The 23,084-nt window shown below is 43.3% G+C and carries 22 protein-coding genes and 7 tRNA genes; 7 read left to right on the plus strand and 22 right to left on the minus strand.

Features of this window, described 5'->3' with window-relative positions; all coding sequences use genetic code 11:
- Positions 1 to 21: 21 nt before the first annotated feature.
- Entirely contained in the window at positions 22 to 843 is an 822-nt protein-coding gene (locus AC3IT7_RS08590; RefSeq protein WP_489248158.1) for a PhzF family phenazine biosynthesis protein, read from the minus strand.
- Positions 844 to 1,228: 385 nt separating this feature from the next.
- On the opposite strand from AC3IT7_RS08590, the gene AC3IT7_RS08595 reads away from it, so the two are divergent.
- Both AC3IT7_RS08595 and gloB read left to right on the plus strand, forming a co-directional pair.
- Positions 1,229 to 1,816 carry a flavin reductase family protein gene (locus AC3IT7_RS08595; RefSeq protein WP_489248159.1) on the plus strand — a complete coding sequence of 196 codons (588 nt, stop codon included), beginning with the start codon at positions 1,229 to 1,231 and terminating at the stop codon, positions 1,814 to 1,816.
- A 97-nt stretch (positions 1,817 to 1,913) separates the two neighbouring features.
- A complete protein-coding gene (gene gloB / locus AC3IT7_RS08600) occupies positions 1,914 to 2,648 on the plus strand; it encodes a hydroxyacylglutathione hydrolase (RefSeq protein ID WP_489248160.1) in 735 nt (244 codons plus the stop codon).
- A gap of 26 nt (positions 2,649 to 2,674) precedes the next feature.
- Here gloB and AC3IT7_RS08605 read toward each other — a convergent pair whose 3' ends face one another.
- The gene (locus tag AC3IT7_RS08605; RefSeq protein WP_489248161.1) at positions 2,675 to 2,947 is read right to left on the minus strand and encodes a hypothetical protein; all 273 of its coding nucleotides are present in this window, start codon (positions 2,945 to 2,947) and stop codon (positions 2,675 to 2,677) included.
- A 437-nt stretch (positions 2,948 to 3,384) separates the two neighbouring features.
- Between AC3IT7_RS08605 and AC3IT7_RS08610 the strand changes: the two genes are divergently transcribed.
- Positions 3,385 to 3,588 carry a hypothetical protein gene (locus AC3IT7_RS08610; protein WP_005096596.1) on the plus strand — a complete coding sequence of 68 codons (204 nt, stop codon included), beginning with the start codon at positions 3,385 to 3,387 and terminating at the stop codon, positions 3,586 to 3,588.
- A gap of 147 nt (positions 3,589 to 3,735) precedes the next feature.
- Here AC3IT7_RS08610 and AC3IT7_RS08615 read toward each other — a convergent pair.
- The 9 genes from AC3IT7_RS08615 to AC3IT7_RS08655 all read right to left on the minus strand — a co-directional run bounded on the left by AC3IT7_RS08615 (position 3,736) and on the right by AC3IT7_RS08655 (position 7,916).
- A tRNA-Leu gene (locus AC3IT7_RS08615) sits at positions 3,736 to 3,820 on the minus strand.
- A 39-nt stretch (positions 3,821 to 3,859) separates the two neighbouring features.
- Positions 3,860 to 3,933 (minus strand) — tRNA-Trp (locus AC3IT7_RS08620).
- A gap of 33 nt (positions 3,934 to 3,966) precedes the next feature.
- A tRNA-Leu gene (locus AC3IT7_RS08625) sits at positions 3,967 to 4,051 on the minus strand.
- Between the two features lie 374 nt (positions 4,052 to 4,425).
- Positions 4,426 to 4,511 (minus strand) — tRNA-Leu (locus AC3IT7_RS08630).
- Between the two features lie 666 nt (positions 4,512 to 5,177).
- Positions 5,178 to 5,262 (minus strand) — tRNA-Leu (locus tag AC3IT7_RS08635).
- Between the two features lie 38 nt (positions 5,263 to 5,300).
- Positions 5,301 to 5,374 (minus strand) — tRNA-Trp (locus tag AC3IT7_RS08640).
- A 33-nt stretch (positions 5,375 to 5,407) separates the two neighbouring features.
- A tRNA-Leu gene (locus AC3IT7_RS08645) sits at positions 5,408 to 5,492 on the minus strand.
- Positions 5,493 to 5,599: 107 nt separating this feature from the next.
- Entirely contained in the window at positions 5,600 to 6,418 is an 819-nt protein-coding gene (locus AC3IT7_RS08650) for a protein kinase domain-containing protein (RefSeq protein ID WP_489248162.1), read from the minus strand.
- Entirely contained in the window at positions 6,405 to 7,916 is a 1,512-nt protein-coding gene (locus tag AC3IT7_RS08655) for a DUF3336 domain-containing protein (protein ID WP_489248163.1), read from the minus strand. The genes AC3IT7_RS08650 and AC3IT7_RS08655 overlap by 14 nt, the downstream gene beginning before the upstream one ends.
- Before the next feature lie 188 nt (positions 7,917 to 8,104).
- Here AC3IT7_RS08655 and AC3IT7_RS08660 point away from each other — a divergent pair, with 188 nt between their 5' ends.
- Together AC3IT7_RS08660 and AC3IT7_RS08665 are read left to right on the plus strand one after the other, a co-directional pair.
- Positions 8,105 to 8,977: an ATP-binding protein gene (locus tag AC3IT7_RS08660; protein ID WP_489248164.1), complete on the plus strand. Its 873-nt coding sequence runs from the start codon at positions 8,105 to 8,107 to the stop codon at positions 8,975 to 8,977.
- On the plus strand, positions 8,944 to 9,363 hold the full coding sequence (locus tag AC3IT7_RS08665; protein ID WP_489249996.1) for a DUF6176 family protein: 420 nt from the start codon (positions 8,944 to 8,946) through the stop codon (positions 9,361 to 9,363). The genes AC3IT7_RS08660 and AC3IT7_RS08665 overlap by 34 nt, the downstream gene beginning before the upstream one ends.
- Before the next feature lie 97 nt (positions 9,364 to 9,460).
- Here the strand turns inward: AC3IT7_RS08665 and AC3IT7_RS08670 are convergent, their stop codons facing one another.
- From AC3IT7_RS08670 to tsaD, 3 genes are all read right to left on the minus strand, one after another.
- The gene (locus AC3IT7_RS08670) at positions 9,461 to 10,507 is read right to left on the minus strand and encodes a hypothetical protein (protein ID WP_489248165.1); all 1,047 of its coding nucleotides are present in this window, start codon (positions 10,505 to 10,507) and stop codon (positions 9,461 to 9,463) included.
- A 512-nt stretch (positions 10,508 to 11,019) separates the two neighbouring features.
- Entirely contained in the window at positions 11,020 to 11,964 is a 945-nt protein-coding gene (locus tag AC3IT7_RS08675) for a sensor domain-containing diguanylate cyclase (RefSeq protein ID WP_489248166.1), read from the minus strand.
- A gap of 202 nt (positions 11,965 to 12,166) precedes the next feature.
- Positions 12,167 to 13,183, minus strand: coding sequence for a tRNA (adenosine(37)-N6)-threonylcarbamoyltransferase complex transferase subunit TsaD (gene tsaD / locus AC3IT7_RS08680; protein WP_489248167.1), 1,017 nt, complete (start codon positions 13,181 to 13,183; stop codon positions 12,167 to 12,169).
- Positions 13,184 to 13,329: 146 nt separating this feature from the next.
- Here tsaD and rpsU point away from each other — a divergent pair, with 146 nt between their 5' ends.
- Positions 13,330 to 13,545, plus strand: a complete 216-nt coding sequence (rpsU, locus tag AC3IT7_RS08685) for a 30S ribosomal protein S21 (RefSeq protein ID WP_001136722.1) — start codon at positions 13,330 to 13,332, stop codon at positions 13,543 to 13,545.
- A gap of 33 nt (positions 13,546 to 13,578) precedes the next feature.
- Positions 13,579 to 14,025 (plus strand): GatB/YqeY domain-containing protein, encoded by a 447-nt coding sequence (locus AC3IT7_RS08690; protein ID WP_489248168.1) that lies wholly within the window; start codon positions 13,579 to 13,581, stop codon positions 14,023 to 14,025.
- A gap of 70 nt (positions 14,026 to 14,095) precedes the next feature.
- Here AC3IT7_RS08690 and AC3IT7_RS08695 read toward each other — a convergent pair whose 3' ends face one another.
- The 8 genes from AC3IT7_RS08695 to AC3IT7_RS08730 all read right to left on the minus strand — a co-directional run bounded on the left by AC3IT7_RS08695 (position 14,096) and on the right by AC3IT7_RS08730 (position 23,062).
- Positions 14,096 to 14,455 carry a hypothetical protein gene (locus AC3IT7_RS08695; protein WP_475654880.1) on the minus strand — a complete coding sequence of 120 codons (360 nt, stop codon included), beginning with the start codon at positions 14,453 to 14,455 and terminating at the stop codon, positions 14,096 to 14,098.
- A gap of 108 nt (positions 14,456 to 14,563) precedes the next feature.
- A complete protein-coding gene (locus tag AC3IT7_RS08700; protein WP_489248169.1) occupies positions 14,564 to 16,006 on the minus strand; it encodes a M48 family metalloprotease in 1,443 nt (480 codons plus the stop codon).
- Between the two features lie 86 nt (positions 16,007 to 16,092).
- The gene (locus AC3IT7_RS08705; protein ID WP_489248170.1) at positions 16,093 to 17,061 is read right to left on the minus strand and encodes a 2-hydroxyacid dehydrogenase; all 969 of its coding nucleotides are present in this window, start codon (positions 17,059 to 17,061) and stop codon (positions 16,093 to 16,095) included.
- 22 nt (positions 17,062 to 17,083) lie between these two features.
- Positions 17,084 to 17,731, minus strand: coding sequence for a hypothetical protein (locus AC3IT7_RS08710; RefSeq protein WP_489248171.1), 648 nt, complete (start codon positions 17,729 to 17,731; stop codon positions 17,084 to 17,086).
- Positions 17,732 to 17,931: 200 nt separating this feature from the next.
- Positions 17,932 to 19,824 carry a M48 family metalloprotease gene (locus tag AC3IT7_RS08715; RefSeq protein ID WP_489248172.1) on the minus strand — a complete coding sequence of 631 codons (1,893 nt, stop codon included), beginning with the start codon at positions 19,822 to 19,824 and terminating at the stop codon, positions 17,932 to 17,934.
- An 89-nt stretch (positions 19,825 to 19,913) separates the two neighbouring features.
- Positions 19,914 to 21,449, minus strand: coding sequence for an amidophosphoribosyltransferase (gene purF / locus AC3IT7_RS08720; RefSeq protein ID WP_489248173.1), 1,536 nt, complete (start codon positions 21,447 to 21,449; stop codon positions 19,914 to 19,916).
- Between the two features lie 24 nt (positions 21,450 to 21,473).
- Positions 21,474 to 22,055, minus strand: a complete 582-nt coding sequence (locus tag AC3IT7_RS08725) for a CvpA family protein (protein WP_411686256.1) — start codon at positions 22,053 to 22,055, stop codon at positions 21,474 to 21,476.
- Between the two features lie 5 nt (positions 22,056 to 22,060).
- Entirely contained in the window at positions 22,061 to 23,062 is a 1,002-nt protein-coding gene (locus AC3IT7_RS08730) for a quinone-dependent dihydroorotate dehydrogenase (protein WP_489248174.1), read from the minus strand.
- Positions 23,063 to 23,084 lie beyond the last annotated feature (22 nt).

Genomic DNA, 23,084 nt, shown 5'->3' on the forward strand with positions numbered 1-23,084 from the left:
ACGACATGCATTTCTTTGTAATTAAAGATAAAGTTCAGCCTGCATATATAACTTACCATAACCCGAAATTTCAATTCGTTCCTGATCTTGCAAGGCACAATACAGTACGCCACCACGCGCAGATGCCTGATAAGCGACCAGTTCATTTTTACCGAGTTTTTCTGCCCAAAGCGGTGCAATTCCGGTATGAATAGAACCTGTGACCGGATCTTCATTGATGCCATTACTCGGAGCAAAATAACGTGAAATACAGTCATATTGTGTATCTTGCGAGGTAATTGCGACATCCAGTAAAGTCGCTTGAGCCGTAATCGCAGCACGCTTGCCATTTAACTGTTTTAACAGTTCAAAATCAGGGGTTTCATCCAGTACATCCTGTACCGATTCATATTCAACAATATAGGCTTGTGCATTCAGATATACCTGCTTGAACGGTTTGCTTAATGCCTGTCTTAAAGCTGCTGGATATTCTGTAACGGCTACTGCACGGCGGATTGGAAAATTCATTCTGATCTTACCATCCGCATCCTGATGGACCACAAATATACCCAGATCTTTCACATGAAATCGAATCGTTTTTGCCGTACCAAATTGATTGAAAAGTACGAAGCTGCTCGCTAATGTCGCATGACCACAAAAATCGACCTCTTTGGTCGGGGTAAACCAGCGAATGGCATAATTTTCGCTATCAATAACTTTAACAAAGGCCGTTTCAGAGAGATTATTTTCCAGTGCGATATTTTGCATCAGGCCATCTTCAAGCCAGTCATCCAGTACAATCACGGCTGCGGGATTGCCTTTAAACAGTTCCGTAGCAAAGGCATCGACCTGGTACATTTTCATTTTTTGCATTCCTGAATCTAACAATCTCTAGTTTAAAAGCTTTTTTGCAAGAATGAACTTGAATATGTTAATGATCTCATCAGGGGCTGTTGATATTTCATAAATGGCTTGCGTTGTAGGCTAAAATTGAGCAAACAAGGAAGGAAATGCAAAAATGGTGGTTCCATTTTTAAATTTCATGACGCAGTTGGAGATAATTTTAACCACAACCCTTCGGGACTAGAGTATTTTTTGATACTACGTCGTTGTGAACTACGCATTTAGAATGACTAAATTTTGTATTTCACGCCTAGTATCCTCCAAAAATACGCTTAGTCGCAAACATAGATGAAGTTTCAACAGCCCCTAATCTAGGCTGTGAAATAATTAGCGTAAATGGTACTGCATGACAAACTCCCATATTCAAAGCGTTCCTTTAGAAAAAGCCTATCGCCTGATTACCCATGGCCCCACTGTGCTGGTGTCTGCTCAGGATCAGCAGGATACTGATGTCATGGCAGCAGCCTGGGCATGTGCCCTGGAGTTCAACCCTGCCAAAGTGACTGTGGTTCTGGATAAAAGTACCAAAACCCGAACTATTATTGAAAATTCAGGTTATTTTGCCCTGCAAATTCCCACGCTGAAACAGCTGAACATGGTTTATAAACTGGGTACACAGAGCCTGCATGATGTCCCGGAAAAACTGGCACAATCCGGAGTGGAACTATTTCATTTTCCTGATGCTGATATTCCTGTAGTACAAGGCTGTGCAGCCTGGATCCTTTGTGAACTGATTTCCGAGCCACATAACCAGCAGACGCACGACCTGTTTATTGGCAAGGTGATTGCCGCCTATGCCGATGATCGGGTGTTCCGCGACGGTCACTGGCATTATCATGAAGTGGCGGAAGAATGGAAAAGCATTCACCATGTCGCCGGTGGACATTTTTATACCATTGGCAATGCGGTGAGCGTTGATGATCCAGAAGCATAAATGAAAAGAATCGCGGATGAACAGAGCATATCTGCAAGTCCCCGAGCCTCTGAAATTATGCTACTTTATCTTTAATCTCTATTTGGTTTGATGCGCGATGATGCCTTTTAAAATTCACTGTATTGATGTTCAAAACTCGCTACAAAATTATATCTGGTTACTTGAACATACTGTTTCTCATCAGGTCGCAGTCATTGACCCGACCGAAGCCGGATTGGTGCAGGATTATTGTGCCAAACACAATTTAATCTTGAGTCAAATCTGGCTGACACACTGGCATAAAGACCATATTGGCGGTGTACCTGGCTTAATTCAGGGGCAAAACCTGCCTGTTTATGGCCCACGTGCAGAACTGAGCAAAATCCCGTTTATCACCCATCCGCTTGAGCATGAAGAACAGTTCAGCTTTCATGGCGTGGAGGTTCAAGTCATCGCTGTACCTGGTCATACATTAGGTCATATCGTTTATTTTATTGATGCAATCGATGTGCTGTTCTGCGGCGATACTCTATTTGCCATGGGTTGTGGCCGGGTATTTGAAGGCACCTATTCACAAATGTACCATTCCTTGTCACGTCTGGCTGCTTTGCCACCACGCACCCAGGTTTATTGTACGCATGAATACACCCTGTCGAATGCCCAGTTTGCCAAGCATGTCGAACCGGACAATCAGGCGATTCTGGAGCGTTTTGAGCATGTTGAACGTTTGCGTATGTTAGGTAAGTGTACCCTGCCAAGCAGTATTGAAGATGAATTGCAAACCAACCCTTTCTTGCGCGCGGACAGTGTAGAAGAGTTTCAACGCTTAAGAACCCTGAAAGATCAGTTTTAAATCCAGTTCAGTTCCAATAAACCATATTAAAGAATCTGGTTGCTTTGCGCATAAGCATCCAGTTCGCCCTGAGTAACGACACGCACGGCCTGCATTTCATCAATACGTACCAGCAGCAAGTCAGCTAAGGCCGGTTGATAACGACGCGCACTGCCAAAAGGCGTATAGGCTACTTTGGACTGTACGGTAAAGTTTAACCAGTCTTCATGTCCCATCATGACAGCAACCGGATGCAGTCCTTGCTGCTGCATCAATTCGACTTGCTGATTTACATAGTGTTCAATATTGAATTCAGTCATGCTGCGAATCTTCAATCTGAAAATGATATTTTTAACAGTATAAAGCATGCAAACCGGGCCAGAGATCAGAAAAGCAACAGCCAGTATTCTGGCAATGGCTGAGTCGATTAAATTTAAATCTTTTCAATGTTCTTTTATCTAAAATCTTCACTTTTCATCTTATTTATAAAGCTAAAAATGGCTTTATTTTATTGTAAGCAATTGAATTATAAAAATAATTATACTTATTTATATCTTATAAAAACTTAATATTTAGTTACAACCTATTCAATATGATTAAAATCATAAACTTAAGTCATAAATTGCTTTTTTGTTGATCACAGCATGTTCACTAAATATTCAAATTAAATTAAATTAATTCAAATATTGGTATTAGCCCTTTAAAACAAAATTTTTCACCCTTATTTAAGATAGAACAATGATGAAGGAGTAATCTCGTGAAAAAAGTGGTTAAAGCTAAAAATCTGATTGCATTTCGACTATGGTTAGAAAAATTGGGATATTCAGTACGTACCTTGGCTGATGATCGTGGATTTAGTTTTAGTTTCAAGAAAGAATATGGTCTGGTCACCTGCGACCTGGCAGGCAATGCACTCGCAATCCAGCTCGGTGAGGAATTTGAAGATCATTTAAAAGCCTGATTCAGCCGATATCCAACCAGAAAAGTAAATAAATTATTCCACTGATTCAGCAACTCTATTCGCCTATTCTTTAGCCCATTTCGATGGGCTTTTTTTATGAAATTTCAGGCAATAAAAAAGCAAGGCATTCGCCTTGCTTTAATATGATGGTGGGGACGGAGAGACTCGAACTCTCACACCTCGCGGCGCTGGAACCTAAATCCAGTGCGTCTACCAATTTCGCCACGTCCCCATCAGGGTACCAACTTAGTGTTGGATTTTTTTCAAACTTTGGCAGAGGATCAAGGATTCGAACCTTGACGAACGGTTTTGGAGACCGTCATGCTACCATTACACCAATCCTCTACTCGGCCATTTTACTTAATTGCTTAAGTAAATTGGTGGGGACGGAGAGACTCGAACTCTCACACCTCGCGGCGCTGGAACCTAAATCCAGTGCGTCTACCAATTTCGCCACGTCCCCGATGGCTGTGTATATTATAGAGAACGACCGTCATTGACAAGCGATTTTACCAGCAATCACACGCTATTCCGCTAGAAATTAAACAGTTAATGCTATTTTATTAGTTTTGATAAAACTCATCAGCGCAATTTGACTGATTTTCAAACAGAAGCATGCATCTGCTGTTTTTCAAAAGCTGCAGCTTTATTGATGAATAGCAGCACAGTGCAGCTAAAACACTCTCTGCTTGCTTTGATAGTTAAACGGATGCAAGTCTGTTTGTTATAGATTCTGTCCCAGCGAATCTAGACAAACAAAATAAGGTCAGATCAATACAATGCTTGACCAAATTCCAGGCAATAAAAAAGCAAGGCATTTGCCTTGCTTCAATATTATGGTGGGGATAGAGAGACTCGAACTCTCACGCCCAGAAGGCGCTGCGACCTGAACACAGTGCGTCTACCAATTCCGCCATATCCCCATGGCTGTGTATATTATAGCGATCAGAGCGGATGTACAAGCAATTCTGTAGCTGACAAATACTTTTATGTCAAAATTTAAGCAGTTAATGCGCAATTGAATAAATATCATTCTATTTAGATTCATATTATTCAATTAAACCCCATACAGATAATATCAAGAGGCACAATATGACTTAGCCACAGGGACATTTAGATGATTGAATTCTCAGATCGTATGAATGATGGCATGGAAGATAATGAAATCTAGCAAAGCCTTGCCCTTGCCTGATTATTCACGGAATGACTTAAACGCCGAATGCATTAGCATTCATGCATAAATCATTTTTTAGTCCTTAGATTAACATTTGAACTGCAACACCATGTTGTTGCCATACCACCCAACTCGAACTTTTAAAGCCGAGTCTTTTTCTCGGGTGATGGTTCAAACGTTGAGTGATGTCTAAGAATTAATTACCCTCATCCTATTGCCAAGCAATAGTTCTCATCCCAGAGGGAGAAGGAACTTTCATTATCCGTTAAATATAAATATAACAATCATTTTTTAATTTATGAAAGATATCTATTGATGCGCATCAACCATGACAGCAAAAATCTTGTACCTAGAAAAGCTGACCTTAAATTTCAGGCAATAAAAAAGCAAGGCATCAAGCCTTGCTTTAATATGATGGTGGGGACGGAGAGACTCGAACTCTCACACCTCGCGGCGCTGGAACCTAAATCCAGTGCGTCTACCAATTTCGCCACGTCCCCATCAGGGTACCAACTTAGCGTTGGATTTTTTTAAACTTTGGCAGAGGATCAAGGATTCGAACCTTGACGAACGGTTTTGGAGACCGTCATGCTACCATTACACCAATCCTCTACTCGGCCATTTTACTTAATTGCTTAAGTAAATTGGTGGGGACGGAGAGACTCGAACTCTCACACCTCGCGGCGCTGGAACCTAAATCCAGTGCGTCTACCAATTTCGCCACGTCCCCGATGGCTGTGTATATTATAGAGATCATTTCCGCATGACAAGCCGTTTATCATAAAAAAACACTCGTTTGATTAAATAAAAAACAATCTTGGTATTCTTGTATTTTTCTCATTCAATTTCAGTCACTAAGTAGTGTTGAACCGCTTTAAAGTCAGCCAGTCTATTTTCGCTTTGCTTGCCTAGCATCCGTTTCAACAGCCCTTCAAAAACCTGAAATTGCTCAGGTAACTCCACCTGGAGTCGCTGACAATGCAAAAATGCCCAATCCAGATAGTCAGTTGCCTGCAGACGTTGTCCACTCAGCCATTCATAGAAAATGACACCCAATGCATAGACTTCGCTATGCAAGCTTTTGGCCTGACCCTGAAAAAGTTCCGGCGCCATGTAACGTGGTGTCGCATCAAGCTTATGAACGTCAAGCTGATCCTGAACCTGTTCAAAATCAAGCAGACAGACCCTGCCCTGATCATCAACAAAATGCTCGCGCTTTAAATCGGCATGTAAATAGCCCAGTTTTTGCAGACAGATCAAAGGCTCTAGCGCTTGCAGTAAATGCTGCCGGATTTGGGCTACAGAAAGTTGCGATGGCATGACCTGAAAATGTTCAGGTGCATCGACCAGAATCAAAGCCTGTTCAAATTGCTCATAATTGATTTTGACAGGCTGTTGAACGATTTGATGTGGAAGAAAAAAATTCAGATAATTGGAATCAGCATAGGTCCGATAAAAATCCAGCTCGCGCTGCCAGCCCAGTTCTGCATGCGGAGACGATATTGAAAAATCGGATTTGTTTGATACTTGAGTTTTTAGCCAAACTGCCGGCTGTCCTGCCGCATAATACAGGCGCCGGCCAAAACCTAGACTGCGGGTTTTGGTGCGTAGCTGAAAATCATAAGTATCAAGAGGCTGTAAATTAAGTCGTTGCAATATATTCAGGCTTTGGCTCAGCAGTATGCTGATAATTTAACAGCTCCAGACAATGCTGAATAGTTTTCCCCACCCGTTCCTGCGTCTCGATTAAGGAGATTTTTGGCCAAGTGGCCCGCTCCCCTTCGCGCTGCAAGATTTTAAACAGATAAGGCCGCGGATTTTGCAACATATAACTATAGTGACGCAGACTATATTTACCGACAATATTCACATCACCATAATACCGCTGATCAACCACCCCATAACCATGATCGAGGATACGGCGTACAGGTGGCAAGCTTCCGGCATGTTCCCGGGCAAAATCCATCACCCCTTTGGTAATCACTGCGCCCTGCCGACGGACAATGCGTTGTGGCCAGCTTAAAGTGCCTTTACGGAAACGTGAAATATCATCTTGCATAAAGGGCACGATATGCGGATTTACCTGACTGGCGATGGTGTAATTGATATTGTACAGCCGGGACATTTTCTCCTGAGGAAAATCACTACGCACACTGCCATCCACCCAGCGGGTTGCCCCCATATAAGGGGTATATTGACCATCATAACGTTTACTGGTCAGGCGTACCGGTGGAAATAAAATAGGAACGGCACAGGAAGCCAATACCGCACTCCAGACCAATACATCTGGAGAGGTATAGGCATTTAAAATACGGGCATCCTGTGCTGAATCATAAGGTGCAACCGCAATATTGATATGCAGACCCGAGGTTTTTAGTGCTTCCTCAAAGGTCAGATCGCCTAAATTTTCGACCAGAAACTTTTTCAGATATTTGACATCTGCCAGACCGCCATTGCCTTTCAGCAATTCACTCATGGTCCGAAAATGAAAAGCTTCATGAAAGAAATTATGCCCTTTCAAGAGATCGACATACTGCGAAGGCTTGGATACACCCAGCATGGCAGTCATGATGGCACCAGCACTGGAACCCGACATCACCTTCGGCAACAAATCCTGCTCCATGAGGGCCTTGCAGACGCCAGTATGAAACAACCCCAAGGTCGAGCCACCTGAAAACATCAGGGCTGGCTGCCCATACGCACGCTGACAGCCTTTAAAGAATTCAATTTTTTCTTCAATATTCAAACAAACACAATCTGTCGAAGCAATATGGGCCAACCCCTGGCTAACTTGCTCCACATAATCTTCAATAATTGTTTTGGTACCAACATAGGCTTCGGTGAACAATAAAGGATGTGCGATATTGGCAATATCGTAACTCAAGCCTTCACGCAGGATATACATCAGGTCGCGGGTACGTTTTTGTTGTCTATAGCGTCTTAATTTACCCAAACGATGCGCAATTACCTCTGCATCAAAATAAGGAGAGCTATTGTCGAATTTCCACTCCTGTGCCCCGGATTCCTCATCTATTTTTAGCGCAATATATTTCCATTCCTCATAAGATTCAGCCTGTTGCAGCTGCTGCTTGAGCTTTTTAATACGATAGGCCTGATGTGGATTAATGTCCTGAGTAAAATCTTTAAACAGCATCTGCCTTCTTCCCTATATTGTATTTTTCATTCATCTTGCACGGAGTAGAAAATATGCACCGATCTGTTCTTGACAACAATAGCGAAAATTCTCTGCTTTAAGCAAATTATCACACTTTTCAGGCTTTGACTGTGAATTTTAGGGTGATAGTATTCTAGACATAATTTTAAATCTGTAATGCTGAGATCATGGCGAAAATTGAGTTAGCTGACAATATCTTGAATACCCTTTCGACTGTTCTGTTGCAACTTCAGCAAAGTCTGCCCGAGCTAAAACATGCTCCTGATTTTTCTGCCCATGCCTATAAATGGCAAAATAGCGAACTCAAACCGATTCATCAGCTTAGACAGATGGAGCTGGCTGATTTAAAAGGGATTGAGCGACAAAAAGAAAAAGTCATCCAGAATACCTTGCAGTTCCTGAATGGCTTGCCTGCCAATGATGTGTTGTTGACGGGTTCACGTGGTACGGGCAAGTCTTCCATTGTTCGTGCCCTGCTAACCGAATATGCAGATCAAGGTTTACGTCTGATTGAAATCGAACGTGATGATTTGTCAGAACTTCCCGAGATTCAAAAACTGATTGCAGAGCGTCCGGAAAAGTTTATTGTCTATTGCGATGATCTAGCCTTCAATGCAGAAGATGAAAATTATCGTAGTTTAAAAAGTGTATTAGATGGTTCATTACAATCGGGTTCGAGTAATTTTGTGATTTATGCGACCAGTAACCGCCGTCATTTACTGCCGGAATTCATGCATGAAAATACCCCGGTCACCCGGGTCGATGTTCCGCAATATACCGAGTTGCATCCTCAAGAGGCGATTGAAGAGAAAATCTCGCTATCTGACCGTTTTGGATTGTGGCTGTCTTTCTACCCGATGGATCAGAACCTGTATCTGGAAATTGTAGAACATTATCTTAAAAAGGCAGACATGGAATTGACAGCAGTAGCCCGTGCAGAGGCCTTACGCTGGTGTCAGGCACGTGGCCAACGTTCCGGACGCGCTGCCTATCAGTTTTCCAAATACTGGATTGGGTCAACCCAACTAAATGCCTCTTAAAAAGCTTGAAAGCGACCGGTTTAGGTCGCTTTTTTATACAAATCGTTTATATAAAAACCAGATCAATCAAGAAAATAAAAATCATGGATGTCGATGCAGTACTCATTCAACTTAAGCACTTACACATGCAGCGCACTTTAAAAGCGCGTCAAGACGAGGTGATGGAGACGCTTAAGGCTGAACAGGTTCATGTTGAGTCCTGGTTCTATCTGCAACTTCATGGACAGGATTACCTGATTGCCTATATGCGCGCCGACAATATTCAAAAGGCGCAAAATATTGCAAAATTCAGTACTTTCCCGATTGATCAAGTACATAAACAGTTTAAAACGTCATGGCAGGCCGTTTATCCTGCTGAATTGTTATTGGATGCCACAGTTACCTGATTTATTAGCCCGATTATTTAAATGGTCTTATAACAAATATCCTAGGATTAAAAATAAAAAAGCTCCGTACTGACGGAGCTTTTGACTCAACATAATCTTAGTTTTTATTGCCGATAATGGTAGACCAGAGCAGATCATCAATCTCGTCACCATTAAAATAAACGGTGGCCTTTAATGATTCAGGCTGCTGCTGTTTCACTTCAATCACCTGATCATAACGGTCAGTAATTTTAAGCACGCCCTCTTTTGGTAAATGCTTATAGTTATTTAATACGGTTTCATCCATCTTGAATGGTGTCGTGGTATTAAAATCAAAACTGTAACGATAATCGGCCAGATCAGGCTGGCCAATAATGGTGCCGCGACTGCTTAAGGTACGAATACCATTGCTGCCGCTGCCATAATCATCGACCAGACTGTAATGATAATTACGCACTTGCAGATATTCTTTGCTCTTGCTATTAAATTCCGCACCCGAAGCACCGGCCTGAGCGGTTTCAGCGACACGCTGGAATTCTAACTGATCAATTTGATAAGACTCGGACGCACCAGATGCATCTTTGCTTTTGCGATGCACAATTGTGCCAGAAATCAGATAATCATCCTTAAGATTAAAATCCACATTTGAGCCATAGCGGACATTGGTAAAAGTTAAAGTGGTAGTGTCACCATTTACGCGCTGAGTAATGCTCGAACCTTTACGATAGGTCTTATCGAGAACAACACAATTTTCTTTATTGTCTTTTAATGTTAGGGTCTTGACGCTAGCTGCGGTATTTACCTCTGAACATAGCGCATTCGGATATTTGATACTGTTTATGCCCAGATTATAGATCTTGACGATACGTCCGGTGCGTCCATAAGGATAATCAGCAAACACCTCTGCAATCATATGACCAAGCGCAACGTTATAGTCGGTATCATTACTGGTATTTCCAGAAATTTTGTCGCGAATTCTGTCTATGATGTCCTGATCTTCAAAAGGAACGAACTCTTCTGAAAGTTCAGGAGAAATCGTTTCTTCAGGTACGTTTGGAGGAATACTCACTAAAGGACGATCCGAATTGCTGCTGCCTCCACCGCCACATGCGCTGAGTAAACCCGAGACCAGAGCGAGTCCGAAAAGAGAAATCGGCTTTTTCATAAAATTTATTCCCTGAAATTTCTTTGCATTTTTATTTGGTGAAATTAAAGATTTGCCCATCCATACTGGACAGTTAAAACTTTATAGCTGCCGGTAATATTGTTTTTTGACAGCCTTCTGATCCATTGGATCGTGTTCTATCTTTAAACAAAGAAATTTCTGGTTCTGTAATTTTAATGTACATTTCAAACGACATTTATCATGACAAATTCAAGGCTCATTTTCTTTGTATGCCTGATGAGAATGACCTTTCAACCATCTAATGTTGCTGAAAATTGTGTAATGTTACTTTGCAACAATATTTATAGAATTTGTAATGATAAAGTTAAAACTGCATCGAAACGTCTTCGTCATGACTCAATGATGACTTACTTTAAATGCGAATCTAAGAGTGAAATAAGTAAACTGATATCCTAAAACACGGGTTTCAGTATATAAAAATCAGTACTCTGACGAGATGAATAGCTGAGCTATTTGCACGATACTGGTAGCTTAAATGATTTAAGCTTTAGCTATGATTGACTGGATTTTTTCTGCCGTTTATACACAAACATGTTTTTATCTGCCTGTGCGAGCGCTTCATGTAAACCATGGGTTGGATGACGCATCGCCATACCAATCGCTGCTCCAATATTGGCTTCTGCAAAGGCATCAACTAAGCGGTCGAGCAGACTTTTAGTGGCAGTTTCATCATTTTCCAGGCTGAGAATCACAAATTCATCACCTCCCAAACGGGCGACAATATCATTCATGCGCACATTGTCGCGCAGCACTTGAGCCGCATTTTTAATCAGCGTATCACCTTGTTCATGACCTAAACTATCATTTATCTTTTTTAAATCATTCAGGTCAATAAATAATACAGCGGCAGGATGACCATACTGTTTGCAACGCTCTTCTTCTGCACGTAGCAGTTTATCCCAGGCACGCCGGTTATATAGGCCAGTGAGCTCATCTTTACTGGCTTCTTCCTGTAATAATTCATGCTGTCTGACCTGCTCTATTTGGCGTAGTTCTGCCTGCAAGATCAAACTTAGCAATTGCCCCAACAACTCCACCATCTCCATATCCTGAACAATGGCTTCAGACTGGCTTTCAGGATCAATTGCACATAATGTTCCAAACAGACTGCCATCTTCATTGAGTAGAGGCAGACCGACATAAGACTTGATCTTCACCAGCTGGTTAATTGGCGCGGTTGCATAGAGCGGAATATCTTCAGAGCGCGGGGCAATTTTGGGTGCCTTACCCGCCACCATATGAGAACAGAAAGAGTCAGCCCATTGAAAAACCTGTCCAGGCTGTACATTATAGCCATGATCTTCACTTTGCAGCACGATCCAGTCTTTACCTTCTACTCGGGTGATCATCCATAAATTAAAGCCAAAATGCTGATGCAGAAATTGCAATACTGCCTGACCAGCCTCCTGAAAACTTTTGAAATTTATATTTTCCATCCGACCTCGCCTCTGTTCCACACTTTTCAAAATATAAGTGATGTAAAGTTGGAAGTATTAAACTATTTTTATGCTTTTAATAGAATGTATTTATCGTATAAGCACTATAAAAAAATAAAGATTCATAACACATCCTTGCCTAAGTTTGTATTTAAAAATCAATAATAAAAAAGAGGCCAAAGCCCCTTTTTTAAACTGAAATTCAGGCTTCTGCCGGATTAGTCAATTCCGTCATTGGCCAGCGTGGTGTGGTAGTCACAGCCAACCCATCTTGTTGCCCTGCCTTTAAACGCTGATAACCGGCAAAGGCAATCATGGCTCCGTTGTCAGTACAAAGTGCTGGCTCTGCATAATAAACCGATGCACGAATCTTGGCCAAGTCGGCCTCCAGACGTTCACGTAAACGTGTATTGGCACTTACACCACCGGCAATCACTAACCGTTTTAAACCTGTCTGTTTGAGTGCTTTGACCGATTTCTTGACTAAGGTATCGACAATCGCTTCCTGAAAACTTGCGGCAATGTCGGCATCACGGTTTTCATCGCCCAATTTTTTCATCTGTACCGAAACCGCAGTTTTTAAACCGCTAAATGAAAATTCCAGACCTTGATGCAACATGGGGCGCGGGAATGCAAAAGCGTTGGGGTCACCCTGTTCAGCCAGTCTTGAAATATTAGGCCCACCTGGGTAAGGCAGCCCCATCATTTTCGCCACTTTATCAAAAGCTTCTCCGGCTGCATCATCAATCGACTCTCCCAGCAATTCATACTGGCCAATACCATAGGCTGCCATAAGCTGAGAATGCCCACCTGATACCAACAACGCCACGAACGGAAATTCTGGTGGGGTTGCAGACAACAATGGCGCGAGCATATGCCCTTCCATATGATGCACACCAATTGCCGGCTTATTCAGTGCAAAGGCCAAAGTTCGACCAAATAAAGCACCTGTCATTAATGCGCCCATCAATCCCGGTCCGCGCGTATATGCAATCGCGTCAATTTCAGATTTTTTGACGCCAGTCTGCTCCAACAACTCATTCATGAGTGGAATCAGTTTACGTACATGATCACGTGACGCCAGCTCTGGAACTACACCGCCATATTCTGCATGCAGTTTAATCTGGCTATAAAGCACCTGTCCGCGCAAACCCAACTCGCTGTCATACAGCGCAAGTCCTGTTTCATCACACGACGTTTCCAAGCCTAAAACGATCATTAAACTGCCTATAACCTGTATCAATTCTATTGCAGTCACTATTATATGCTTGTGGTATGAGATGTAAATGAGTAAAATACTGACCTTCACTTGTGATCACAGGCATTCGGCCTGCGATCTTATCCATAACTTAATGAGGATTCTTCATGCCACAAGTTAAATTGAAAGAAGGCGAACCAGTAGACGTAGCTATCCGTCGTTTCAAACGTTCATGCGAAAAAGCGGGTGTTCTAGCTGACGTACGTAAGCGTGAATTCTACGAGAAACCAACTCAAGAACGTAAGCGCAAAAAAGCTGCTGCTGTTAAACGCTACCAAAAGAAATTGGCGCGTGAATCAGTACGTACGACTCGCCTTTACTAAGATTAATTTGTGATTGACTGCCTGGATTAAATAATGACGACTTTAAAAGACCAAATCACCGATGTTTTAAAAGCAACAATGCGTGCTAAAGAAATGTCCAAGTTAACGGTCATACGTGGTCTACAGGCGGCAATTAAGCAAATCGAAGTCGATGAGCGCAAAGAACTTGACGACGCTCAAGTTCTTGCGGTCATTGAAAAGCAAATTAAACAACGTAAAGAATCGATCAAGGCCTTTGAAGGTGCTGGTCGAGAAGATTTAGCTAGTAAGGAACAAGCCGAAGTTGAGGTATTATCTCAATTTCTACCAGAAGCTATGACTGAGGAAGAACTTGATTCCATCATTGCGCAAACTATTGCAGCGCAAGAAGCTACTAGCATGAAAGATATGGGTAAGGTGATGAATTCTCTGCGTCCGCTCATAGCCGGGCGCGCCGATCCTGCACAAGTCTCCGCTAAAATCAAAGCGAAACTTGCTTAATCCCACTTCTCTAATATTCGATCTTTAACGTTGAACTGCCTTTTTCTATAAGACAGTTCTTAACGTGTTGTCATTGTAAATGACAGTCAACCTGATAGCGTTGCAGCAATTGCATCTCTTTTGACGCTTTCACCTCTATAATCACATCCTGTTTAGTTATTTTTTGAAACCGACGATCCAGATAGGCACGATTCTGATCAGCCGCCTGATATAAGCGATCGGCATAACGTTGCACAATACTACAAAAATCTGAATTCTGTGCTGCACTAAAACCCTGCTGCTGCGGATTTAAACCACTTAAAAATTGACGCGATTCTTTTTTATACGCGGCATTAATTCGTTCTACTGCTTCTACATATTCAACCGCACTCGCGGCAAACACAGCATGACTACACCCCAGTAGGCCTAGGCCCAATAATATTTTTTTCATAACATGCTTTAGATTTAATCGCACTGATCATTAAAAATGATTGTAGCCCGATTTAGTAGATTCTGACCATATCATGCTGATATAAAAAGCTTAAAACCTGACTAAGCGCTAAATTTTATATTGACGCGCCTGCTGCATCTGCTTCAGGCGCTGATTAATGCTTGCCGATAAGGACTGATTATTTTTTACAGTTCGCTGTGCATGCAGCAATGACTTGATTGCGGTTTCTTCATAGCCAGACCAGTACTCTACTTCTGCACGATAACGCAACACATTGGCCGTCTTGATCGGAGATGCCGGTGCTGCATTGGCAGCCAGCTGCATCAGTCGCCAGCCGCTTACATCGCGAGAATTGGCATTCAAAAACTTTTGTACAATCTGTTTGGCTTCATCAGGTTGCTGGCGACGAATCAAGACTTCTGCATATTTATAATTTAGCGCACGATTCTCCGGCATAATCCGCGCTGCCGAAGCGATACTTCTCACAGCTTGATCAAGCTGGTTTTGGGCTAAATAAATATCCGTCTGGAATAAAACCTGTAAAGGATGCATCTGATTATGCTTTTTCGCCCGATCCAATGCAGCCTGGGCAGCCTGAAAATCACTTTGCTGGATCTGGTAGGCAGTCAGGGCAAGCTGACCGGCAAAATTATTCTGCTGGTTCAGCAAGCCAAGCTGCTCCTCACTGGTCTGACGAGACAGCACCCGGCTATACCACTTGATGATTTCAAAGTCCTGATCATTCAGCTTAGGTTTGACCGCGGGCAGCTGATTGGCACGTAAGCGTGCCTCACTCATACGTTCAGTCGTCAATGGATGGGTGAACCAGAAATCTGGCAGAAAGCTTAAACGACTGGTCGAGCGATGCATGACTTCAAAAAAATCGGCCATACTATGCGGGTTATAGCCGGAACGATACATATATTGCATACCAATACGGTCTGCCTCACGTTCCTGATTGCGACTATAGGTCAGCTGTTTATCCAGAAGAGCGGCTTGTGAGCCCATCATCACCGCGGCACCCGCATCACCATCTGCCTGAGAAGCAACCAAAGCACCGACCAGAATCCCAGCCAAGGCCAGCAAACCCTGTCCTTTAAATGCATCTTGAGAGCGACTGTAATGACGTTGTGTGACATGTGCAATTTCATGCGCCATCACTCCTGCCACTTCATCCATGTTTCTAGCCGAATTAATCAGACCGGCATTGAGCGCAAACAGGCCGCCTGGCACAGCAAAGGCATTAATTTGTGGATCGTTAATCACCAGCAAACCAATCGGCTGCTGTAATTGGGTCTGACTCAGAATATGAGAAAATACCGAAAGTAGCTGGTCTTCCAGCCATGGGTTTTGCATGACCGGCATCTGCTTGTGTACTTCACGATAGACTTTTTCACCGATCATTTTTTCTTTTTGCTGGTCAAGCAGACCTACGCCTGTACCAATATCGGGTACAGAAAATTGTGCAGTCGCTTGATTAAAATCATGGCTAGAGCTATGCCCTGTTACCATACACATCGTTAAGCCACACGCCAGCGCCAATCGTTTCAATGCAAAATCTCTAAGCCTAGTCTTCTCAGTTGTCTTGAATATAGCATTGAAAAATGAGGCTATACGCAAGAAAATGTTATTTAATATTATTGAAACTGAGGATTAACCACATAACGTGGCACTCGCCCTTCCAAGGCATCGACCAGATTCTGATAAGCCAGTTCAGCCATTTTCTTACGGGTTGCTGCTGTAGCCGAACCCACATGCGGCAGTGTGACCACATTGTCCAGCGTGAATAATTCAGATTCTTTAAGAGGCTCTTTCTGATAAACATCCAGACCGGCAGCAAAAATCTGTTTGGCTTTCAAAGCTTCAATTAGAGCCTGCTCATCAATAACCGAGCCACGTGAAATATTCACCAATACCGCATGCGGCTGCATATGCGCCAGCTCTGCCGCTGCAATCAGCGCTTTGGAATCGGCATTTAGATCGACTGCAACCACCACAAAGTCAGAACGCTGGAGCAGTTCATTTAAGCCACAATACTGCGCATTCAAACCTTGTGCCATCTCCGGTTTTTCACGGCGATTATGATACAGAACATTCATGTTAAAGCCATAAAAACCACGACGTGCGACTGCCGCCCCAATATGGCCCAGACCAATAATACCGAGAGTTTTTCCAAAAATATCCTGCCCGAACTGTGCTTCACCAACAGTACGCTGCCATTGTCCCTGTTTGGTCCAGCGATCCAGATCAGTCACCTTACGTGCCGCAGACATCAACAAGGTAAAAGCCAGATCTGCTGTGGTTTCTGTCAGCACATGCGGGGTATGACTCAGGTAGATATTTTTTTCATTTAAATAATCAAGTTCATAGTTGTCATAACCGACACTGACACTGGAAATGATTTTAAGCCGGGTGGCAGTGGCCAGATTGTCACGATTGAGCAAGCGGCCCGCACCAATCATGCCATCGGCATCCTGAACATGCTGTAAAAGCTGTTGATTTACATCACCCAGTTTGGGTTGTATATAGGTGACCGCATAGTTTTGTTCAAGTTTGCTCTGAATATCAGCATCGATCTGACTGAATACCACCACTTTCTGTTTCATATTTTCTTATTCCAGACTCACATTATGTCAAGCTGACAGTGCTATTTTGCATAAACTGCCATAAGCGTTTTTTTAGAATGGGTTGATCCAGCATTTCCTGTAAAGAAGCCAGCTGAATGATTTGACTATTTGAAATATAGGGTACAGCGCCCAGGAAAATAATATTTTTCTCGGCACTCACGCCATCGAGAAAGCCCTGAATATAGGAATCTACACCGCGTCCATCCTGAACATTGGCCCAAGGAAATGGCCAGTTCAGCTCGCAAAATTCACTGACCACTGCACGCTGGATATTGCTCCATAAATTCTGTGTTGCTTCTGTCATTTCAGTGGCATCAATAACAATGCTGCAATGTGCCAGGCTTAAAACCTGCAAACTGAATGGCGGAATCTGGATAATTTCACGCTGTTGCTGCACAGGTACCGGCTTGGGTTCCGATGCTACCGGCACGACTTCGCTGCCAGGCTGAATAACAGGTTCAAGTTCAGGAATGGATAGATCTACAACTACCTCTGGCTGCTTAAGCTGAGGTAGGACAATATCGCTATGAAATTCTGGTGCAGCCTGATCACGCCAGACCGAGACCTGATGTGCCTGACATGCGCTGTCCCTAGGAATCCAGATATCAATTCCTAATGTTGCCAGTATGTCACGCTGATGCCCTATCATCTTTTCATCATCACCAATTTCAGGCTGAACATTTTAGCCGGATTGCCTGTGCTTTGCCGAACTTTTTCCGCTTTTCTTTTTGATCCTGATAAATTCCCGTACAAAGTTTATCTGCTGGCCAAAAGCTGCATTGTTAATAAACAATTAACGTATTTCTATTGTTATAACAGATTTAACTTCAAGCTGCGCACTCATCTAATTCAGTACATGATCGTTAAACTGTTTTTCTTTAACATTTGCTGGATGATCGGATCTGCTTCAAAACCCAGGCGCCAATAAAGCAATTCCATTACATCAAGTTCATCTTGAGTCACAATGCGGTCACTCCACAAACAGGCTTCTGCAATACCCAAGATACCCAGACGTTCACGCAGTAAAAGTCCTGCAATATCATTCAGAATTTCTGCCAGATCAATCGGCTCATCAGAAATTTCATTGTACAAGTCCAATTCGCGTGCGGTCAGAATGCGGTTTAAAATGCGTTCGCGAACTTCAAGCTGGTTACCACTATTAATCTGCTGTACATGCAGCAAGGCATCAATCAGGCGCACGATCTGCGGTTTGACTTCATCCAGAGCGGCTGGCATATGGGCAGGCAACAGATTCAGCTCATATTTGACACACTCCAGCAGTAAGGCATCGAGCAGGCCAATTTCACCATCTTCCTGGATAATTCGTGCCAGTTTCATTAAAAACTGACGTGCGACTGTGGTTGGCATTCCACCAATATTCTTGCAGGCTTGCCGAAAAATTGAAATATGTACCCGCCCATCCAGATTCAGCAATGAATCGACAATGGCGCGACTTACTTCAGCCTCGGTTGGAATAAATTCACGATACTGGCGAATCATTAAAATCGCGACCATGACTTCACGTGAGCCAGTTGCGGTCTGCAAAGCACGCTCAATCAGCTCAGGGCGCGGCATACTGAGCCGCAGCTCCGGATTTAGCGGTTTAATCGCATCCTTAATCGCAAAACTGATTGGCGACAAACGCAATAAAGGCAAAGGTTGCGGCGAACTCCAGCTCATCGCTGTTTCAGGCACGACTTCTTCCAGAGAACGAAACAAACTGAATAAGGGCTGATTCTTGAGTTTTTTCAAGTTTTCAAGCTGCAAATCCTGAATCAGGGCAGGATTTAATTCATAAATGCGCTGATTGATATTCGGGTGAATGTTCAACCAGTTTTGCGGACTCAAGGAATTGGCAAAACACATATGGGAAATGGATTCCGCATATTCAGTATAAATTTGCGAGCCAGAATGATGCACATGAATTCTGAGTAAGGTCTGGATATTGGCATCATTTTGAATCAGGCGACGGGTTTTCTGGTCATTCTTAAACGTGCGTCCACCAAGTGAAATATATTTAATAAAGCGTGTGATCAATACCCCTAAACTGCCAATCAGCCAGATCACTGCACCAATCGCGACATAAAAGGTTTCAAACTTATTTTCACGTCGAGCACCAGTTCGATAGAAACCGGATTTGGCAATTTTACTGCCCCACTGGCTAAAGGTGGTTAAACTGCTATACAGGATTTTTAAACGGGTATTTTCTGCCGTTTCACCAGACAGAATCTTATTAAATTCATGGCTGAGCAAGCCATATAGCTCGATTTTATCCAGGGTTTGCACCGCCCCCCAGGTCAGGATAATCGCTGTATCTCGCGGGCTAAAACCTGCCGTGAGCGCATTGACCCCGACTTCATCGGGCAGCACATACACCGCCGGAATTTCAATCAAGAAAGTATCTGCAAGTTGCTGGGTAATTTGCAGGGCTGCACTTTCTTCAGGAATACTTTCCATTGGACTGAGACGGCGCGCACCCATCTGTTTTGCTAGTGAATAACCGCCATTACGGAAAATGTAGAATTCATAGATGACCGAGATCATCATGACGCATAACAGTAAAACAATCAGATAAGGACTGAGGGAATGCCAGAAAACAGACTGGGTAGAATCAACATAAAAAACAAATAGACCGACAACGGTATTGATAATAAAAATAGTCAACAGTACAGCAATCAGGCAAAAGCTTACTGGTAATACTATATTCTTGTTTTTTATAAAATCATATCCTACATTTCGCAAGGTAGAATCCTAGTTCAGATTATTTTCAATGGGCTCATCATAAAACAAAAAAGCGGGAAATTCCCGCTTTTTCATGATGATTTTATGGCTTAGACTTCACGTACACCAGTTAAATCAACAGAGGCTGCATCGATATTGACATCGATATAACCATTGTCTTTCATCGCACTGTCACTACGTTTCTGCTGTAGATCATCCAGATATTGCGCATCAATACCGCCTGCCACATACACGCCGTCGAATACCGAACAATCGAAGTCTTTCAGATCCGGCACTTTGGTGGTGCGAACTGCATCTTTCAAGTCTTCCAGATCCTGGAATACCAAACGGTCTGCACCAATAATTTCACGAATTTCTTCGACACTACGATCAGAGGCAATCAATTCCGATTTGGCCGGCATATCAATACCGTAGACGTTTGGATATTTTACCATTGGCGCAGCTGAAGCAAAGAATACTTTCTTCGCACCAGAATCACGCGCCATCTGGATAATTTCATTACAGGTGGTACCACGTACAATCGAGTCATCCACCAGCAATACATTTTTGCCTTTGAATTCCAGCTCAACCGGGTTCAGTTTCTGACGTACCGATTTCTTGCGCAGTTGCTGACCTGGCATGATAAAGGTACGGCCGATATAACGGTTTTTCATGAAACCTTCACGGAATTTCACACCAAGCATATTGGCAAGTTCCAGTGCAGAGGTACGTGAAGTATCCGGAATCGGAATCACGACATCAATATCATGTTCTTCGCCCCACTCGCGCAGAATTTTTTGCGCCAGCTTTTCACCCATTTTCAGACGTGCTTTATACACCGAGATTCCATCAATAATGGCATCCGGACGGGCAAAATACACATATTCGAAAATACATGGACGATATTCAGGATCTGCAGCACATTGCTTGGTAAAGAAATTACCTTGCAAGTCGATAAATACAGCTTCACCTGGCTGAATATCACGCTCAACCTTAAAGCCCAGCGCGGTAATGGCCACTGATTCAGAAGCAATGATATATTCCATGCCCTGTTCAGTTTCACGCGAACCGTAAATCAGTGGACGGATACCGTTTGGATCACGGAAACCGACCAGACCTTGACCGGTAATCATTGCCACCACGCCATAAGCACCTTTACAACGCTCATGGACACGCGTCACCGCATGGAAAATATCTTCCGAGGTCGGCACCAGCTTGCCATGTTTTTGCAGTTCATGCGCAAACACGTTCAGCAATACTTCAGAGTCAGAATCCGTGTTCATATGACGCAAGTCGGTTTTGAACAGGTCGTCATGGATTTCTTCGGCATTGGTCAAGTTACCGTTATGCGCCAAGGTAATCCCATACGGTGAGTTCACATAGAACGGCTGTGCTTCTGCACTGCTCGATGAACCCGCTGTTGGATAACGCACGTGACCAATACCGTAATTTCCTCTCAAGGCGCGCATGTGACGGGTATGAAATACATCACGTACCATACCATTGTCTTTACGAAGGAACAGGCGTCCTTCATCACATGTCACGATCCCAGCTGCATCTTGTCCACGATGTTGTAACATCGTTAATGCATCAAACAACATTTGGTTAACGGGTGATTTACCAGCTATACCAACTACTCCACACATAGCAACCTCGCAGACAAGCTAGGATTAATAAAAAGGATTATTTGTAGACTCATCCGAAGCTCCAGACTTGGAAGATGATCCAGATGATGAAGCTGAAGGTTTCTGTGCCCCTTCAGACTTGATATGTTGAAGTGCGCCATTTGCGGCTTCTTTCGAGAGTTCAGTGGCCCAAGGTGCGTAAGGCAAGAGGGCTTGAATAAACTTGGACTGTTTCCAGTGCGGTGAGCTTTCTACCCACGGGCCAATGCCTTGCATGGTAATCAGCACAATCAGCAGGCCTTTCAGGCTACCAAAGACGCCACCAGCCAGACGGTTGAGCGGGCCCAGTTTAAGACTCTTTAAAATACGGTTTAACAGTGCAGTGACGATCCAGGTCAGGACCACAATCAACAGGACGATAAAGGCGAAGGCCGCAATCTTTTGTACCACTGGATCTGTACTGAGAGCGACCATGGATGGCGCAAGTAGTGTTGAATATTTTGCTGCCATAATCAGTGCAAAAATCCATCCCACTAAGTTCGCAAAGGCTTTAATAAATCCTTGACGCAAACCGTTCAGCCCTCCAATGAGCAAGATAATCAGTAGAAAGATATCAATGGTATTCATAGGATTTAAAGTGCGTCTACACAATCTTTTACAAGTTCAGGTCCGGTATATATGAGGCCACTATAGACTTGTACAAGGCTGGCACCTGCCTGTTTCTTGGCAACAGCATCTGCGCCTGAAAGAATACCACCGACACCAATCAATGGAATTTGTCCCTTTAACACTTCAGCAAATGCAGCCAGACATGCGGTACTTTTCTCAAATACTGGCGCGCCAGATAAACCACCGGCTTCCTCTGCATGTTCCAGACCTTCCACCCCTTCACGCGACAATGTGGTATTGGTCACGATCAGGCCGTCAATGCTGAATTTCAGTAACTGCTTGGCAATAAAGGCAATATCGGTTTTGTCCAGATCCGGTGCTACTTTAAGGACCAAAGGTACATAATGCTGGTATTCCTGCGCCAATTCAAGCTGACGTTTTTTCAGTGTTTCCAGCAATTCAGTCAGTGCATCACCGCTTTGTAAACTGCGCAGATTTTTGGTGTTGGGAGACGAAATGTTGACGGTAATGTAAGAAGCATAATTATAGACTTTTTCTAAACAGATAAGGTAATCATCTACTGCTTTTTCTACCGGAGTATCAGCGTTTTTACCGATATTGATGCCAAGAATGCCCTTAAACTTGGCAGCTTTGACATTTTCTACCAGCTGATCTACACCATCATTATTGAAACCCATCCGGTTAATGATGGCTTTGGCCTGAGGTAGACGGAACAAACGCGGATGAGGGTTGCCTGCTTGCGGTCGCGGCGTAATGGTACCAATTTCAATAAAACCAAAACCTTGACCAGCAAGGGCATCAATATAAGCACCATTTTTGTCTAAACCTGCCGCAAGCCCTACTGGATTGGGAAATTCGATTCCCATACAGGTTACAGGTTTTGCAGTAACATTTTGACGCATCAAGCCCATTTTATGGGATGATTTCAATAGTGATAATGTCAGCTCATGTGCACGCTCTGGTGCTAAAGAAAACAACAAAGGGCGGGCTAGAGAATACAACATATCCAGAAAAGTCTACTGCTTT

It is taken from the genome of Acinetobacter sp. KH_038, from assembly GCF_057839405.1.